This is a genomic window from bacterium SCSIO 12844, from assembly GCA_024397935.1.
Taxonomy (GTDB): Bacteria; Pseudomonadota; Gammaproteobacteria; order Francisellales; family Francisellaceae; genus M0027.
This window is the reverse complement of the sequence record CP073743.1, coordinates 2,496,595-2,514,250: the sequence shown is the minus strand read 5'-3', so window position 1 is coordinate 2,514,250 and position 17,656 is coordinate 2,496,595. Positions and strand designations below refer to the sequence as shown.

The following is a 17,656-nucleotide window of genomic DNA, read 5'->3' as shown; positions in this document are numbered from 1 at the left end:
GTGATTATTTCATTATTAGATAATTAAATGTGTGATTATAACACAAAGAGTGTGATTATTGGTGTTAAGCTTAATTGCATTTGCTGTGGAGGTTGCAGATATGCCAGGTAAATTAAAAATTGATGAAAGTTTAACAAAACAAGTATCTGAAGATTTAGGTGTTAATTTAAGAGCATTTTCTTATACTGAATCACCTGTGTTAGCATATAGTGCTGATGGTGGTGGGTCTAAAGGTTCTTTTGTGGGCTATAAGGTATCTCAACGTTGTGATCACTTAACACTTGGAGGTGATCTTGATTATGAGGTTAGTGGTGGTTTTCAAAATGATCAGCGTATTGGAACATTTTTAAGAGATAAGTTTCCTGGAGAACTTCCAATTTCAATGGAATTTGGTAATCATGAGCGAGGTGTTGAAGGAAGTGATCGCGGTCATACAAGGCAAATAGATTATTTATCAAAAAATTTATCTCGAGTTGATCCGCGTTTTATGACGCACCAGGTTGATGAGGATGGCGTTGCAGAGCCATTTGTTGATATTTTTGTTGATAAGACTGGGGAGAAACAGCCCTTTATTATGCTTCATTTAGATAGTGATATATTACCTGGAAATAAAGCTTATCAAGATAAAGTCGCTGAAATGATTAGTAAGCTTCAAAAAGGCTTTGATAATAAATGTAATATTGTTGTTAGTCTTCATCATGCACCTGAAACATATAATAAACGTAGAACAAAAGACTCAGACTCACGTAAGTATGAAAGGCATGAGCGAGATGTTGTTAGCTTAGATATAGATCACAGCCATCAAATATCAAGTAGCAAGCCACATAGAAGGTATGCTCCGAGCCAAGGTAATTGGAATGAGCGTATATCTGAAAGTTTGAAATATATTTATTCAGAAGTTAGAAAACAATGTGATGACCAACTACGTGTAATTGCAACCCAAAGTGGTCATGATCACTTTGCACATTTAGCAGCACAAAAAAATCAACCAATGGCAATTATTCAGGGTAATGGCTCTCAAGAAGGAATGAATAATTTCTTCCAAAGGAATGGTTTATTTGGTGCTAAATCACAGCAAGCTTATTCACCTTATGTACGTTCAGGGATAAGCAAACATAAAGTATATGGTGTTGACGATTATAGAGGTGAACAAGAAGATCGAGCTTATGTACGATTAGGCTATGGTGAATGGGGGTTTAGTAGTGATGGAGAACCAGTTTATACACAACTAAGGTTTGCTAAGGCAAACCCGACAAGAAATACTCCATTGTTAAAAAGTACAGAATCTATTTTTCATGCAGATGGAAAAGTTACTGTTAATGATTTTATTAATCATAAACAGTTTACGGTTGATCAAGGTCAATTATTAGCTGGAACAGGAAAATGCTCACAACACCTCAATGGGCCGTTACCAGGCATACAAGTAAAAGACTTTTTAGATAGAAAAATAGCAGGTTATCATAAATTTATTAATGCTTTAGGGCAGTCAGGAGGTGCTTCATATGGTGCGTCAGGAATTTATAATCAAATTAAAAGACTTGAACACTTAAGTGCTGAGCTTGAAGGGTTATTTTATTTAGAAAATAAAAAATACTATACTGAGCGTTTGGTTAAAGCATTTAATTCAGATTTAATTACACTAGATGATGCAGTTCAGTTAAATAGATTAGCGTATACAAATAAGACTCAAATTGATAACGGCCAATTTTCAACAATTGTCAATGATCAATATAATCAAGATAAAGGATTTTTTAGGCGTCATAGCCCTTTTAGTGGCGCTACAGATACTATTTTACATCTTAGAGAGGTAGCTAAGATGGGGCATCAGTATGATTGTGATGTTGACCTTATTACGCGTGCTAGAGCATATAGGCATAATGAAAGTCAAACTTCAAGAAGTCTAAGTATTTTTTATAAAACTAGTGGTGGGTATGACCTTTCTGCTACTGAAAAAGTATTAGAAAATTTAGGGACAGAAGTAGGTAGATAAAGAAATTATGGCCTCTTAATCTCATAAGCTTCCATCATCATTTTATCGGCAAAGTTATAAGTCATATAATAGTCACCATAATCACCAACATCATCACCCCATGAGTTTCTAACATAAAAAATACCATTACCTGGTTGATTTGGATTCTCTTGATAGCCATAGATAAACATTTCATGACCACCTGAATTTTTTTCGCATTGTTTATTTTTCATACATTGGTGAACTTTATCAGTATAAGCAAAGACATTCTTTTCAAGATTAACATACTGAGCATTGTCATTGAGGTTATAATTCGTTTTAGCCTGAAGGTTTGGATAGTATTTATAAGATGTACCATTAGAACCAATTTCAGGTAAAGTGACACCAAAGACGACTAAGTGACCTTGATTTAAAGCTTGTTTTATCTGCTCAATAACTTGTCTTTGACAAGGCTTAATTGGGTTGCATAAGCTTTGCCATTGATAATCTTTTGCATGACCAACTAACGTTTGATATTTTTCAGGTGCAATGCTGTCAGCTTGTTTAACAATTTTATCATTTTCCTTTTTGGGGCCTTTACCACAAACCTGGCTATTTTGTTGGTTTTTAGCGACTGTTCCAAATTCACTGATTTGTGATAAGACAATATAGCCATAAGAACCATCCCAGCCTGATGAATATTCTTCTTCATCAATCTCATCGATAAACTCTGCAGCTTTAAAAAGGTTTGGGTATTTTTGTTTATTCGATAAAAAGAAGTTTTCATCCTTATTAGATAGCCACTGACCAAGGTTTAAGGAACATTTCTGTGAGATTGAATCATTTGCGCCTTTATATAAGATATTTAAAGCGCCGGTTGATGCAAATGTAACACAAGCCCCATCGGGTCCTTGGTCTAAAACAGGCATTTTACTCATTAATGCTTGAAGCCTAACAACTTTAAGTGGTAGTCTTGTATAGTCTTGTTTAACATCAAAGTTATCATAAATACTATAGGTAACATCATTATCTTGAGCCATTTCTTGGTCAAAATTTTTCAATTTCTTTTGAATATTAAGTTGTGCATTTTCAGGAACATCTAATAATGTTACAGGTTTTTTAGATGTATTGGTTATATTATCAATTTCTGTAAAAGCAATATCTTCATCATAGAAAACAGTAGGGCCTTTAACAATTTCTTCATTAATATCAACATAGATTACTTTTTTAGCGTAGCCAAATTGATAAAATAATAAGCTTATTGATAAGATAATAATTTTTAAAAAATATTTGTTATTAAGCATGCTTGATACCCCAATATAAAACATCAAATCATATAAATTAAGTTTAGATGCTAATTGATTAGAAGCAAATAAATAAGAAACGCCGTACCTAAAAAGATACGGCGCAGACTGCCCCCTAGTGATAAAATGAATTCACTATATTTATATTATTGGTTGCCACCACCATCATGAGGATGATTATGTTTTTGAGGTGGTTGCTCATTTTGTGTTGGACAAGCGACACCTTTACATAGCCTTGGGCATCGAAAAATCATATAGACACCTGAGAGACCGATTACAATTTGTACTAACATATTAAGCCAGTGTATTTTGCCAAAGATCATAGCAAGCACATCTACACCAAACACACCAATGCCATAATTAAGTGCTGCAATGATAACTAGTACCACGGCAATCACATCGAGTAATTTACACATTGTATTGTCTCCTTAACGGTTACTAGCTTCAACGTTAAGGTTAGTTGGCATTGATTGTTTGTGCAAATTTTATGCATTTTGTGTTAATTCAATAACTTATTTAAGTTAAAGTAAGATAAGATAAATTTTGATATATATGATAATAATCAAATATTTATGATAATGATATATTAATTCTTTAAAATAATAAAAAACTTAAGTTTAGAGATGTTGCTAAGCATCAAAATAAATGCTTGTGGAGGTAATAAAGTAAAATCTTTAATCGAAGATAAAATTAATTATTTACGATTTGCACTGATTGACTCATAATGTCAAGCCATATTAATGAATGACGGTTTTTGAATAATTTAGAATGCAATTTGATATAACGCAGACATCAGGGTTTGCTCGCCGTGGGCAATTAACGTTAACACATGGTATTGTACAGACACCTGTATTTATGCCAGTCGGGACTTATGGTGCTGTTAAGTCTTTATCGCCAGAAGATATTAGAGCGACTGGCGCAGAAATTATTTTGGGTAATACATTTCATTTAATGCTACGCCCAGGTACGGAAATTATTAAAACACATGGTACATTACATGATTTTAATCGTTGGTCAGGTCCTATTTTGACTGATTCAGGTGGCTTTCAAGTATTTAGTCTTGGCGCGTTAAGAAAATTAAAGGAAGAAGGGGTTTATTTTAAATCGCCAGTTAATGGCTCTAACGTATTTTTATCGCCTGAAATATCGATGCAAGTTCAACGTGACTTAGGTTCGGATATTGTCATGTGTTTTGATGAATGTACGCCTTATCCTGCAACAGAAGATGAAACAAAGGTTTCAATGGAGTTATCAATGCGATGGGCACTGCGATCAAAAGAAGCGCATAGTGATAATCCAAATGCATTATTTGGTATTGTTCAAGGTGGGATGTATACACATTTACGTGAAATATCATTAGAAAAGCTTCAGGATATTGGCTTTGATGGTTATGCAATTGGTGGTTTATCTGTGGGAGAACCAAAAGATGAAATGATTCGTATTTTGGATTTTTTAGCACCCATTATGCCTAAAGATAAGCCGCGTTACTTAATGGGTGTAGGTAAGCCTGAAGATATTGTAGAAGGCGTTAGACGAGGTGTCGATATGTTTGACTGTGTTATGCCATCGCGTAATGCAAGAAATGGACATTTATTTACTGAAACTGGTGTGATTCGGATTAGAAATAGTCAGCATAAGGATGATACTTCACCTATTGATAGTGAGTGTGATTGTTATACTTGTGAAAATTATTCACGAGCTTATTTGCATCATTTAGATAAAATGAAAGAAATGTTAGGTGCCAGGCTTAACACCATTCACAACATCGCCTATTATCAAAGGCTGATGAAAAATTTGCGAAATAGCATTGCCTCAGGTACATTAGATCAGTTTGTCACAAACTTTTATCATAAGCGTGACATGATGATACCAGAACTTTAAGGTATAGCTGGATTTTGAAAAAGGTTAATTAAAAGACTAAAAGGATACATAAAATGAAACTAATCAATAAATTGTTAGTAGCTTTATCAATGACCCCATTTATTGGCTCTTATGCGTTAGCAGAGGGTTCAGCATCTGGTCAAGGCGAAGGCAGTAATTTACAAATGATACTTATCTTAGTTGTATTTTTTGCCATTTTTTACTTTTTATTGATTCGTCCACAAATGAAGCGTAATAAAGAGCATCGACAAATGTTATCTGAAGTATCAAAAGGTGATGAAGTTGTTACTAATGGTGGTATTGTTGGTAAAGTTTCTAAGGTAGGTGAAACATTTATTGATGTGACAGTGGCTGAAAATGTTACGATTCAAATTCAAAAAGATGCGGTTACTTCTATTTTACCTAAAGGATCAACTAAAGCATCTTAAACAAAGGTTATCTTATGTATAAAAATCGAAATAAAGTACCATTAAATAAATTCCCATTGTGGAAGTACTTATTGGTCTTAGTGGTTACATTGATTGCAATTGTCTATGCATTGCCGAATATCTTTGGTGAGACACCTTCTTTACAGATTACACCTAAAAATAATGATAAAATTACAACTCAGTTAGTTGATAATATCGAACAAACTTTAAATAAAGCCAATATTCAAACAGGTGGTATCACAAAAGAAGACTATTTATTACAAATACGTTTTAAAGATGTTAATGATCAGATTAAAGCACAAACGCTATTAGATGACAAATATGATAAGTCACTAACAGTCGCTTTAAACTTAGCTCCGAATACGCCAAACTGGTTAAGACTTATTGGCGCTAATCCAATGAGTCTTGGTTTGGACTTACGTGGTGGTATGTATTTTGTTTTAGAAGCAGATATTGATCAAGTGGTCAAAAATAACCTAGAATCAATCCGTGGTGAGGTTGTTGATCAATTAAGAAAAAGTAGCTTACGTGCGGATAATATTAGTATTAAAAATGATCAAATTGTTGTTAGTTTTTCTAAAGCTTCATTAGCACAAGTAGAGCAAGCTGAAGATCTTTTAAAATCACATTTTCAATCAGCTGTGATTGCTAAAGGAAATAATGATCATATATTAACAATTAGCTTATCAGATACACAACTAGCAGATATTCAAAATAATGCACTTTCACAAGTCATTACGGTTATGAGAAATCGTGTTAATGAGCTAGGTGTCGCAGAAGCATCAGTTGCAAGAGCCGGTGCTAATCGTGTTGTGATTGAACTTCCAGGTGTCCAAGATGCAGCGAGAGCAAAACAGATTCTAGGTGGTACAGCAACGGTACGTTTTCAGCTTGTCAATACACAAGCTGATGTCCAAAGTGCACAAAAAGGTGTCGTGCCAATTGGTTCTGGTCTTTATTATGATTCTCAAGGTCAGCCGGTTATATTAAAAAATAATGTATTAATCGATGGTAATTCAGTGGTTGATGCACGTGTAGGCTATAGTCAAGATACGGCACAACCAGAAGTTCAAGTTAGCTTAAGTGGCCCACGAGTTAGTTATTTTTCTGAGGCAACGGCTAAAAATATTGGTAAACCAATGGCGACTGTATTGGTACAGACCAATTTTCAAAAACAGATTGTTGATGGTAAAGAAGTCACTGTTCCGCGTACAACTAAAGAGGTTATTAGTATTGCAACGATTAATAGCCAACTAGGTAATCACTTTGTTATTACTGGCCTTGATATGCGTGAGGCGCAAAACTTGGCCTTATTAATCAGATCAGGCGCATTACCAACACCTGTGCAGATTGTTCAAGAACAGCAAATCGGTCCTTCACTTGGTGCTGATAATATTAAAATGGGTGCGATCTCGGTTATTATTGCGCTGATTGTCGTTATTATCTTTATGACCATTTACTATCGCTTATTCGGTGTGATTGCGAATCTTGCATTGATTTTAAATTTAGTATTAATCGTTGCTGTAATGTCGATTATTCCAGGTGCTACACTCTCTTTACCAGGTATTGCCGGTATTGTACTGAACTTAGGTATGTCGATTGATGGTAATGTCTTAATCTTTGAGCGTATTAGAGAAGAAATACGTAATGGCGCCACTCCACAAGCTGCAATTCATGCGGGTTATGAGCGTGCTTGGGGTACGATTGTGGATTCAAATGTAACGACTTTAATTGTTGCAGTGATTTTATTTGCCATTGGTACAGGTGCTGTTAAAGGCTTTGCCGTAACATTAATGATCGGTATTATTACATCAATGTTTTCAGCAGTGATGGCATCAAGAGCGATGACAAATTTAATTTATGGCAAACGTCGTCAAATTAAAAAACTTTCAATTGGAATTTAAGAGGCTATTTGTATGGAGTTTTTCAAACGAAAAACCAATATTGACTTTATGGGGATTCGCAAAATAACTGCGGTAATCTCTATTTTACTGATCGTTGTCTCGTTTGGTTTTATTTTTATTAAAGGTTTAAACTGGGGACTTGATTTTACTGGTGGCTATCAAATTCAAGTTGAATATGCAAAGGCCGCTGATTTAAGTCAAATTAAACAACAATTAAGAAAATCAGGCTTTAATCAAACTGAAGTGATTACCTTTGGTTCTGCAAAAGAAGTAATGATTCGTTTAATGCCAACCAAAGAAATGAATGAAGCTCAGAAAGGTATTGTTTCAGCTGATGGTCAATCACAGCAACAATTAATTAAGCAGAAAATACAAAGAGCACTTGGCAGTGATGCGAGTATTACTGCGGTTAATTATATTGGTCCTGAAGTAGGTGCTGAATTAGCGACTAATGGCTTATTAGCAATTGTTATTGCAATGATTTGTATTATTGCCTATATTGCCTTTCGCTTTGAGTTTCGTTTTGCTGTATCAGCAGGTATTGCGCTTTTACATGATCCGATTATTATTTTAGGTGTATTTGCGGCATTTCAGTTTGAGTTTGATTTAACATCATTAGCAGCTATTTTAGCTGTCATTGGCTTTTCACTAAATGATACCGTTGTTATCTATGATAGGGTACGTGAAAACTTCAGAAAAATGCGTAAAGCGTCAGTTATTGAAGTTGTAAATCGTTCTGTTAATGATACCTTATCACGAACGATTATTACTTCAGGGTTAACCTTTGTTGTGGTATTAGTTTTATTTATCGCAGGTGGGCCAAGTATTCATTATTTTTCACTTGCATTAATGCTTGGGATTGCAGTTGGGACTTACTCTTCAATTTATGTAGCAGGTGTATTAGCAGTATTATTTGGCTTAAAGCGAGAGCATTTATTACCAGCACCTAAGCTTGAAGATGGAATACCATAGAGTTTATTTTCATTTTCTCGTCTTAATATTTTTAAAAATGTTAATTTGTAATTTTTTTCGTGTTAACTATATGCAACAAGCTCATTAGATAGAGCCTGTTAGTTTAATTCGCCTATTTTCTCTATGTCAAGCAGATCTAATTTAGATGCATTCTTCATTAAGTCATAGAAAGGTAATTTTATTTCGTAGGAAGTATTTTCGTCTAATCTTTCCTCATCTAAATCATCATCATCTTCAATTATTGGCTCATATTTTAAATGTGATGTTTGTTTTTCAGAAAATGCAAAGGAAACCTTATCTAATTTATCTTTTAATGATCTTAAGTTTTCTACAGATTTAAGTTCATTAAATTTATTTTGACACCATTTAAAGCTATTTGAATTTTTTAATTTCTTATATAATTGATTATAGCTTTGGTAATCCTCTAGCTTAACATTCCAATCTTTAGCAGTTAAATTAATAAGGGCAAATAGTTTTATTTCATCACTTACGTTGTTAATAAGTTGATTAAATTGCTCTTTTGTATTAACAAATCTTATTAATTGATTATTTTTTATGTTTTTTAAAATAAATTTTTCTTTTCCTTCTTGAGATAATTTCTTTAAAGTATTATAGAAATCATAAAATCCCTTAGCTTCTGAAGTATATTTTTTAAGGTTTTCTGTTGAATCAAAAGCTAGGCATAATTGCTTTTCATTAAACCCAATTTTTTGCATTTCTTTAAATGCTTTAAGGTTTTCTATTGAATCAAAAGCTAGACATAATTGCTTTTCATTAAACCCAATTTCTTGCATTTCTTTAAACGCTTTAAAGTTTTCTATTGAATCAAAAGCTAGACATAATTGTTTGTCATTAAAACCAACTTTTTTTCGCATCTCTTTAAACGCTTCAAGGTTTTCTGTTGAATCAAAAGCTAGAGATAATTGCTCGTTATTAAACCCAATTTTTTGCATTGCTTTAAAAGTTGTAAGATTTAGATTTAATTCGTACTCTAATTCATCATCATCTGGTGCAAATTCCCCAGATTCATCATCATCGGATTCGTCATCATCGGATTCGTCATCATTTTGTATAAATTTATCAGAAGAATCATCTACTTTAAAAACTAATTTTAATTGATCTATATTAAATTTCGTCTCTTGCATTTCTTTAAACGCTTTAAGGTTTTCTATTGAATCAAAAGCTAGAGATAATTGCTCATTATTAAACCCAACTTTTTGCATCGCTTTAAATGCTTTAAGGTTTTCTATTGAATCAAAAGCTAGAGATAATTGCTCATTATTAAACCCAATTTTTTGCATCGCTTTAAATGCTTTAAGGTTTTCTGTTGAATTAAAAGCTAGAGATAATTGCTTTTCATTAAACCCAATTTTTTGCATTTTTTTAAAAGCTTTAATGTTTTTTGTTGAATTAAACGCTTTAAGGTTTTCTGTTGAATTAAAAGCTGAACATAATATCTCGTTATTAAACCCAATTTTTTGCATTTCTTTAAAATTTTTAAGATTTTCTGCTGAATCAAAAGCTAGACATAATTGTTTGTCATCAAACCCAATTTTTTGCATTTCATTAAAAGTTTTAAGTTTTTCTGTTGAATTAAAAGCTAGGGATAATTGCTTTTTATCAAACCCAATTTCTTGTATTTCTTTAAAATCTTTAAGATTTTCTGTTGAATCAAAAGCTAGAGATAATTGCTTTTTATTAAAACCGCTTGTTAGCATTTTTTTAAAAGCTTTAATGTTTTCTGTTGAATTAAAAGCTAGACATAATTGCTTTTTATTAAAACCACTTGTTAGCATTTTTTTAAAGGCATTAAGATTTTCCGTTGATTCAAAAGCTAACTCTGAACTCTTCTTAGTAAAACCAATTATTTGCATTACTTTTAAATCTCCAAAGCTTTCTTTTGAATTAATATTTTTAAGGTTTTCTGTTGAATTAAAAGCTAGACGTAATATATTATTATTAAACCCAAGTTCTTGCATCGCTTTAAAAGCTTTAAGGTTTTCTGTTGAATTAAAAGCTAGAGAGAATTGCCTTTCATTAAACCCAATTTCTTGCATTTCTTTAAAAGTTTTAAGGTTTTCTGTTGAATTAAAAGCTAGAGATAATTGCTTTTCATTAAACCCAATTTCTTGCATTTCTTTAAAAGTTTTAAGGTTTGCTATTGAATCAAAAGCTAAATTATAATTGTCCTTTGTAAAATTTATTTTTTTCATTTCTTTGAAAAGAATATATTTTTCAATTGAGTCAACAACTAATTTAGATTGATTTTCATCATTTACTTTAATTTTGGCTGTATTTTTAATTAAATATTCTCTAAATGCATCAATATTATCGAGTGCTTTTTCGATATCCTTTTGGTTTAGTTTTAGTGATTGCTTTTTTTTAAACGTATCAAATGAATCAATATTATCAAGTGCTTTTTTGGTATACTTTTTATTTAATTTTAGTGATAGCATTTTTTTAAATGCGTCAATATTATCAAGTGCTTTTTCGGTATACTTTTTATCTAGTGTTAGTGATAATATTTTTTCAAATGCATCAATATTATTGAGTGCTTTTTCTTGATACTTTTGATTTAGTTTTAGTGATAGTATTTTTTTAAAGGCATCAATATTATCAAGTGCTTTTTCTTGATACGTTTCATTCAGATTTAGTAATGGCTTTTTTATCTTTGCGTCAATAATTTTAAGGACAAATTGACGCAGTGTTTTTTTTTGTTCAGTAGTTTCAACTGCATCTTTATCATATTGGCATCTAATCCTATTAATTATTGATTTATAGTCATAATCATCTTCTAACAACATTATAGCTGCAACTAAGAATGTACCAGTTCGACCACAGCCAGCACCACAGTGAAGCAATATATTCTCTTTTTTTTGCAATCCTTTTTTAATCAAAACTGCAACATCATATAACTGACTTATTGTTGGTGATTGCCAATCACTTACAATAATTGAATTTGAATTTATCTTTGTAATATGTTTAAACTTATCACCATATTCATTCCATATTTTTTCTCCTTTTTCTGCTAAATTTTTAGTATTATCAACACATACTATTTGTTTGATTCCTTCTCCTTTTAAAAATGTCATTTGTTTTTGTAATTCATTATCTACATTAAAATTCTTATTTTTTAATATATTTGATTCATTGCTGCCATAATAACCTGGTGCTGAAGAAGCATATAGTTTTCCTTTATATTTATTTAATATTTTGATCTGTTTAAATCTTTTTGGTGACTTCATAATTGCAATCCCTAATTTATCTTTGAATATTTGATGATATTTATTATCATGTTAAATATCATTAGTAAATCTTACCAATATTTATATCTGTGCTATTCAATTTCATTAATTTCGTCATTATCTGTGACTATAATGCAAATCAAGGGTTAAAAAATAATTAAGATAACTGCCAATACATTTGCTAATATATTAATATTTCCACATAAAAACACGTTAGCTATGTCAATAGGCTAAAATTCAACTATTGATTCGCATTCAACGGAAAAAACGGCGTATGGTTTAAAATATGACAAAATAGTTCAGCTGTTTTTTCGGTATCATAAAGGGCAGAATGGGCATGATTTTCATCGAATTCAATCTTAGCTTTTTCAAGTGCTTTACTTAAAACGGTTTCTCCATAAAGTAGTGCGCTTAAGCTAACAGTGTCAATGGTACTAAACGAATGAAATGGAATGCGCTTAATACCATTTCTTTGAGCTGCTTTTTGGATAAATGTAAGATCAAATGGTGCATTATGACCAACTAAAATAGCACGTGAGCAATTATGTTTTTTTACTTGTTTCCTAATATAAGTAAAAGTTTGTTTAAGTGCTTGTTCTTCTTCAACTTCGGCTCTGAAAGGATGGCCTGGCTTAATGCCGTTAATCTCTAGTGCTTTAGGTACAATTTCTGTTTTTGGGTGGGCTTTTATATTAAAGTGAATGGTTTCAGATGCTCGGTAATGGCATTGATTATCTAGGTGAATAAAAATAGCACACAATTCAAGTAGTGCATGCTTATCAGGTTCAAGGCCACCTGTTTCAACATCAATAACAACAGGTAAAAATCCTCGAAATCGCTGATTAAGATTAAATAGTGACATAGTACGTTAATATTTCTCCCGAATGAATAATGCCAAGATAATAGCAGCTAATAAGCCAACAGTTAATGGGATAAAGGCAATTTGGTAGATAGACGTATCGGCAATGACACAGCCATGATCGTTAATTGCCGTTAGTGTTTTTAAAAGACTACCAATTAATGGTAAGAAAATAGCACCAATAATAATAACCGACATATTGGTAAAACCCATGGCAACGCCACGAGCCGATTCAGGTACAAGTCGTTTAATTAAGGCAAAGGGTAACACATAAGCACCAATGCTAAGCCCTAAAAGAAAAGAGATTAAACCTGCTAATATGGCATTTAATGGTATATATAAAATAAGTAAAAATAATATCAGTGAAACAATAGAAAATAAGATCATCACTGGTTTTATAGCACCTAGTTTTGAACTTAACCAGCCACTAAAGACTGTACCAAAGCCTGCACCTAAAAAGACACAAGCTGTAATATGCGCAGCAACTTTACTACCATAGAGGTGATTAAAAAATGGAATACTCCAAAGGGAAGCAAAGGCTGTAATAATTGCAAAAATGGCACCACCATATAGGCAGCTTAACCAGATATCCTTAGATTTGAAAATGGCTGCAAAATAGAGTTTACTCTGTTCTTTAGCAATCTCACAATCATTTTTAAGGTCGTGTTCATGGGTATGGCTTTTGGGATTATCTTTTACAAAAAATACAATTAATAAAAAGAGAATAATTGAAAATATGGTACAAAAAAGTATGCTATGACGCCAACCATATTCTCTAACTGATGCACTTAATAGCATATCACCTAAGGCACCACCAAACATGCCTAACATTTCGATAAACCCAGCAACTAGGGCAAAGTATTTTTTGGAAAACCAATTAGCAGCAAGACACATGGCACAAACGACACCGGGAGCACTGGCAATACCCATAATGATTCTAGCTAAATCAGCAGTTGGTTCATTATAAGATAAAGCAAAACCAAAAGTTGCAAAAACAAGTAGTAATGTTGAAGCAGTTAATGTCTTTCGTATACCTAATTTATCAACAATAATACCGGCTGGAATTTGTAAGATAATATACGGATATAAAAAACTTGATGAAAGAAAACCAATGCCAATTTGATCAATGCAAAGGTCAGTTTTTAGTTCAGGAACCATAAGGCTAACTGAGCCTTGAAGGAGAAATTGAAATAGTACAAACAATCCACCTAAAAAACAGACACCAGCGGCATAACGACTATTTTTTTTCATTGTAATATATCACCAATGTTTTTAAAACAATTGCTTTTTATGGCTTAAGTATAGGAGTTTATAACCAGATTTTAGGTAACATGCAAGGCAAAAGATAATTTATGCGAATAAATACGTAATTGTCCATTGTTTTTTTGTGCATAACAGCGGAAACTATTACCTAATTATAGGTGATAAAGGTGATAGGATGTTGCAGGATTCAGATAAAAAAGCAGACACAGAAAAATTCAATGAATATTTTCAGTCTAATGATGCTTATTTTCAGATGATGAGCAAACAATTACAACAGTGGAGTGAGCAGTTGGCGAATCAAGATTATCCAATAGAAGATTTGAAGTTTGATCATATCACTAAAGTTGCAGAAACTATGCGTGGCGCTTTTTTAAAGCTATTAAGTCGAGATCCAATGCAACTATGGCAAACACAAATTAGTTTATGGCAAGATTATACCAAGCTTTGGCAAGAAGCGGTTTTTGACTTTTTTGAACAAAACCAAAATAATGCGACTTCCAATGGGCAAACACCTATTAAGCATGATAAGCGATTTGATTCAGATAACTGGCAAGAGCAGCCTTTCTTTTCATTTATAAAAAATTGTTATTTACATACAAGTGAAAGAGTTCAAGGGCTAGTTAATCAAATAGAAGGTTTAGATGATAAAACGACTAAAGAAGTTGAGTTTTATACACGTCAATTTTTAGATGCAATATCACCAAGTAATTTTGTATTAACCAATCCAGATGTTCTAAAAGAAACTTATGATTCACATGGGCAGAACTTAGTTAAAGGTTTTGAAAATATGCTAGAGGATTTAAAACGTAATCAAGGCTCTGGCGTACTAAATATTAAAATGACAGATTTAGATCAATTTAAAATTGGTGAGAATATTGCAAGAACAAAGGGAAAGGTCGTTTATCAAAATCGGCTCTTTCAATTAATTCAATATAATGCAACAACGAAAGAAGTTTATCAAAAGCCATTATTAATTATTCCACCATTTATTAATAAATATTATATTTTGGATTTAACTGAGAAAAAATCATTTGTGCAGTGGGTTGTTGATAAGGGCTATAGCGTATTTATGATTTCATGGGTTAACCCAGATGCTTCTTATAAAGATACTGAATTTGAAAATTATATGACAGAAGGGGTATTAGAAGCAGCTGAACAAGTACAATTAATTACAGGTGAGAAAACGATTAATGTGATTGGTTATTGTATTGGTGGTACCGTATTAGCAGTTGCCTTATCCTATCTTAAGAAAAAGAAGAAAGACTATTTTAAATCAGCCACATTTTTCACAACGCTAATTGATTTTTCAGACTCCGGTGATTTAGGTATTTTCTTATCTGATGAACAATTAACACTACTAGAAGCAGAAATGGCAAAAACAGGCTATTTAGATGGTAGACGCTTAGCGGTTACATTTAACCTATTAAGAAGTAATGACTTAATCTGGAACTATTTTATTAATAATTACTTATGTGGTAAAGAGCCATTTCCGCTTGATTTATTGTATTGGAATTCTGACTCAACCAATATGGCAGCAAAGTCACATGGATTCTATTTACGTCAATGCTATTTAAATAATTTACTAGCAAAGCCAGATGCGTTAACATTTAATGGTGAAACGATTAATGTTCAAGATATTGATGTGCCCTCTATTTTTATATCAACTGAAAAAGATCATATTGCGCCATGGCAGGCAACTTATAATGGTGCAAAATTATTTTCAGGTGAAACAGAATTTATCTTAGCAGGTTCTGGACATATTGCTGGTATTATCAATCCACCATTAAAACAAAAATATGGCTTTAAAACCAACCAATCATTAGCTAGCACAGCTAATCAGTGGTATGATAGTGCCAAAGTACATGAGGGTTCTTGGTGGATTTATTGGGAGAAATGGTTAAAGCAACATTCTGGTAAAAAAATTAAAGCATTATCACCAGGTAATAAAAAGCTTAAGCCCATTGAGGATGCACCAGGAAGCTATGTAAAAGTTTCTATATTAAATCAAGATTAAATAAAAATGACTTCATATCAATTAACACTACATAAAATGAAAACATCACTTGAAGGTGAAAAGGCACATTATTATTTACCATTAGGTGATGAATCCGTATTACTTTGCAATTTTTTAGGTAAAACCATTCGTTTTGATTATTTAAATGAAATTAACTGCATCAACTGTAATCGCAAAACTGCTAAAAGCTTTGGTCAAGGCTATTGTTTCCCTTGTTTTCGTTCATTAGCACAATGTGATATGTGTTTGATGAAACCTGAATTATGTCATTATCATTTAGGCACTTGTCGTGAACCTCAATGGGGTTTAACACATTGCTTTCAGGAACATATTATCTATTTGGCCAATACTGGAGATGTTAAAGTTGGCATTACGCGTATTACCAATACGCCATATCGCTGGATTGATCAAGGTGCATCTGAGGTATTACCGATTATAAAAGTAAAAACACGTTTAATTTCAGGCTTAGTCGAAGTAGCATTAAAAAAGCATATTGCTGATAAAACCAATTGGCGAAAGATGCTAAAAGGTAGTCCAGAATCTAAACCATTAGATGTTATACGAGATAGTATCTTAGTCTCAGCAAAAGATGAATTAGCTAAAATTAAAGAAGATCATGGTAATGATGCGCTTGAGTTACTTGATGAAAAAGCATTTAATATTCATTATCCAGTTGATGTCTATCCTGAGAAAATTAAAACGTTTAATTTAGATAAAGATCAAACATTTTCTGGAAAACTATTGGGGATTAAGGGGCAGTATTTATTATTAGATACTGGAGTGATTAATATTAGGAAATATTCTGGTTATAAGGTTAATTTAAGTATCGTTGAATAAAAATGCTTTATATTGTGCTTAGGGTGATTTATAATCATTCTTGAAAGATTCGGGGGGAGTTAATGATTTATATTAATTTAGCTTGTTGTTTATTCTCTTCCTCCGATTAGATTATTTGGGGGGGAGAAAATGAAAACAGCACGTTTAGGTTTTATTAGTTTATTAGTTGTTATTTTTGGCTTAAGTAGTTTAGCTTATGCCGAATCTACTTATACAGTTTATGTTAGAAATAATACAAATATTGATATGAAAATGAATTATTCAGAAGACAGATCTGATTGTATTAATGCATATCCAGATATGCCTATTGTATTGAAAGCACAACAAGAAACATCATTTACCTTTGCTGATAAAAATACAGCATTTACGCATTGTTATTTTGGTGAAAAGTATTTAACAATATATGCCGATGCTGTTTCAGGAGATCAAAGCGTTACAATCAAATGGGACCATGATTATAATATGATAAATGGTCGACAAATCTGGCAAAGTGAGATAACTCAAACTTCAACGTCAGACTCAAATGATTATATTTTAAATGCAGCTACTTGTGGAGGAGATAACTGTTTCAATAAATGGGTAGATATTGATGATGACTCTACCATTAGACTTACAATTAACTATAATGCAGGGAGTATTTCAACTACAAATATTAAAACATTAGGACTTGGAGTAGCAACTGTTACAAATGGTTATGGAAAATCGGTTGATTCTGATGGTAGCCTTGATTTAAGTGAAGGTCCCTTTGTGATTCATTTTAGTAAGACAGAAGCTGAGTGTCGATTTAATGGTGGGCTTCTTAGTTGTGATAAAGGGATTGATTATACTTATATCAATGATGATGACAGTGGTAGTGATAAATTAGTATTTGCTTGTAGTCAGACTACATCCAACCAAAGTAAGTGTCCTTGGATTACAGTGGGTAAAAATGGTGATATAGAATCAAATATTGATGTGGGTCATATTTATAGCTAATCATTAAAAAACCAAATTGTAGACTA

The 17,656-nt window shown here is 32.3% G+C and carries 13 protein-coding genes; 8 read left to right on the top strand and 5 right to left on the bottom strand.

Annotated elements, in window-relative coordinates:
• The first annotated feature begins 61 nt into the window (after window positions 1-61).
• Window positions 62-1,990, top strand: coding sequence for a hypothetical protein (locus tag KFE69_11215; protein UTW42060.1), 1,929 nt, complete (start codon window positions 62-64; stop codon window positions 1,988-1,990).
• 5 nt (window positions 1,991-1,995) lie between these two features.
• On the opposite strand, the gene KFE69_11210 is transcribed toward KFE69_11215, so the two are convergent.
• Both KFE69_11210 and KFE69_11205 read right to left on the bottom strand, forming a co-directional pair.
• Window positions 1,996-3,252 carry a hypothetical protein gene (locus tag KFE69_11210; protein ID UTW42059.1) on the bottom strand — a complete coding sequence of 419 codons (1,257 nt, stop codon included), beginning with the start codon at window positions 3,250-3,252 and terminating at the stop codon, window positions 1,996-1,998.
• 146 nt (window positions 3,253-3,398) lie between these two features.
• Window positions 3,399-3,668: a DUF378 domain-containing protein gene (locus tag KFE69_11205; GenBank protein ID UTW42058.1), complete on the bottom strand. Its 270-nt coding sequence runs from the start codon at window positions 3,666-3,668 to the stop codon at window positions 3,399-3,401.
• 352 nt (window positions 3,669-4,020) lie between these two features.
• Between KFE69_11205 and tgt the strand changes: the two genes are divergently transcribed.
• The 4 genes from tgt (at window position 4,021) to secF (ending at window position 8,437) form a co-directional block, all read left to right on the top strand.
• Window positions 4,021-5,133, top strand: coding sequence for a tRNA guanosine(34) transglycosylase Tgt (tgt, locus tag KFE69_11200; protein UTW42057.1), 1,113 nt, complete (start codon window positions 4,021-4,023; stop codon window positions 5,131-5,133).
• A gap of 62 nt (window positions 5,134-5,195) precedes the next feature.
• On the top strand, window positions 5,196-5,561 hold the full coding sequence (gene yajC, locus KFE69_11195; GenBank protein ID UTW44062.1) for a preprotein translocase subunit YajC: 366 nt from the start codon (window positions 5,196-5,198) through the stop codon (window positions 5,559-5,561).
• Window positions 5,562-5,575: 14 nt separating this feature from the next.
• Window positions 5,576-7,465, top strand: coding sequence for a protein translocase subunit SecD (gene secD, locus KFE69_11190; GenBank protein UTW42056.1), 1,890 nt, complete (start codon window positions 5,576-5,578; stop codon window positions 7,463-7,465).
• A 12-nt stretch (window positions 7,466-7,477) separates the two neighbouring features.
• Window positions 7,478-8,437: a protein translocase subunit SecF gene (gene secF / locus KFE69_11185; GenBank protein ID UTW42055.1), complete on the top strand. Its 960-nt coding sequence runs from the start codon at window positions 7,478-7,480 to the stop codon at window positions 8,435-8,437.
• 98 nt (window positions 8,438-8,535) lie between these two features.
• On the opposite strand, the gene KFE69_11180 is transcribed toward secF, so the two are convergent.
• The 3 genes from KFE69_11180 to KFE69_11170 all read right to left on the bottom strand — a co-directional run bounded on the left by KFE69_11180 (window position 8,536) and on the right by KFE69_11170 (window position 13,792).
• On the bottom strand, window positions 8,536-11,682 hold the full coding sequence (locus KFE69_11180; protein UTW42054.1) for a dual specificity protein phosphatase family protein: 3,147 nt from the start codon (window positions 11,680-11,682) through the stop codon (window positions 8,536-8,538).
• Between the two features lie 241 nt (window positions 11,683-11,923).
• On the bottom strand, window positions 11,924-12,544 hold the full coding sequence (rnt, locus tag KFE69_11175; GenBank protein ID UTW42053.1) for a ribonuclease T: 621 nt from the start codon (window positions 12,542-12,544) through the stop codon (window positions 11,924-11,926).
• A gap of 6 nt (window positions 12,545-12,550) precedes the next feature.
• Window positions 12,551-13,792: an MFS transporter gene (locus KFE69_11170; GenBank protein UTW42052.1), complete on the bottom strand. Its 1,242-nt coding sequence runs from the start codon at window positions 13,790-13,792 to the stop codon at window positions 12,551-12,553.
• Window positions 13,793-13,979: 187 nt separating this feature from the next.
• Here KFE69_11170 and phaC point away from each other — a divergent pair, with 187 nt between their 5' ends.
• The 3 genes from phaC to KFE69_11155 all read left to right on the top strand — a co-directional run bounded on the left by phaC (window position 13,980) and on the right by KFE69_11155 (window position 17,630).
• Window positions 13,980-15,818, top strand: coding sequence for a class I poly(R)-hydroxyalkanoic acid synthase (gene phaC / locus KFE69_11165; GenBank protein ID UTW42051.1), 1,839 nt, complete (start codon window positions 13,980-13,982; stop codon window positions 15,816-15,818).
• Between the two features lie 36 nt (window positions 15,819-15,854).
• Window positions 15,855-16,655, top strand: coding sequence for a DUF2797 domain-containing protein (locus tag KFE69_11160; GenBank protein ID UTW44061.1), 801 nt, complete (start codon window positions 15,855-15,857; stop codon window positions 16,653-16,655).
• Between the two features lie 129 nt (window positions 16,656-16,784).
• Complete coding sequence (locus KFE69_11155; protein UTW42050.1) at window positions 16,785-17,630, top strand: hypothetical protein; 846 nt, start codon at window positions 16,785-16,787, stop codon at window positions 17,628-17,630.
• Window positions 17,631-17,656 lie beyond the last annotated feature (26 nt).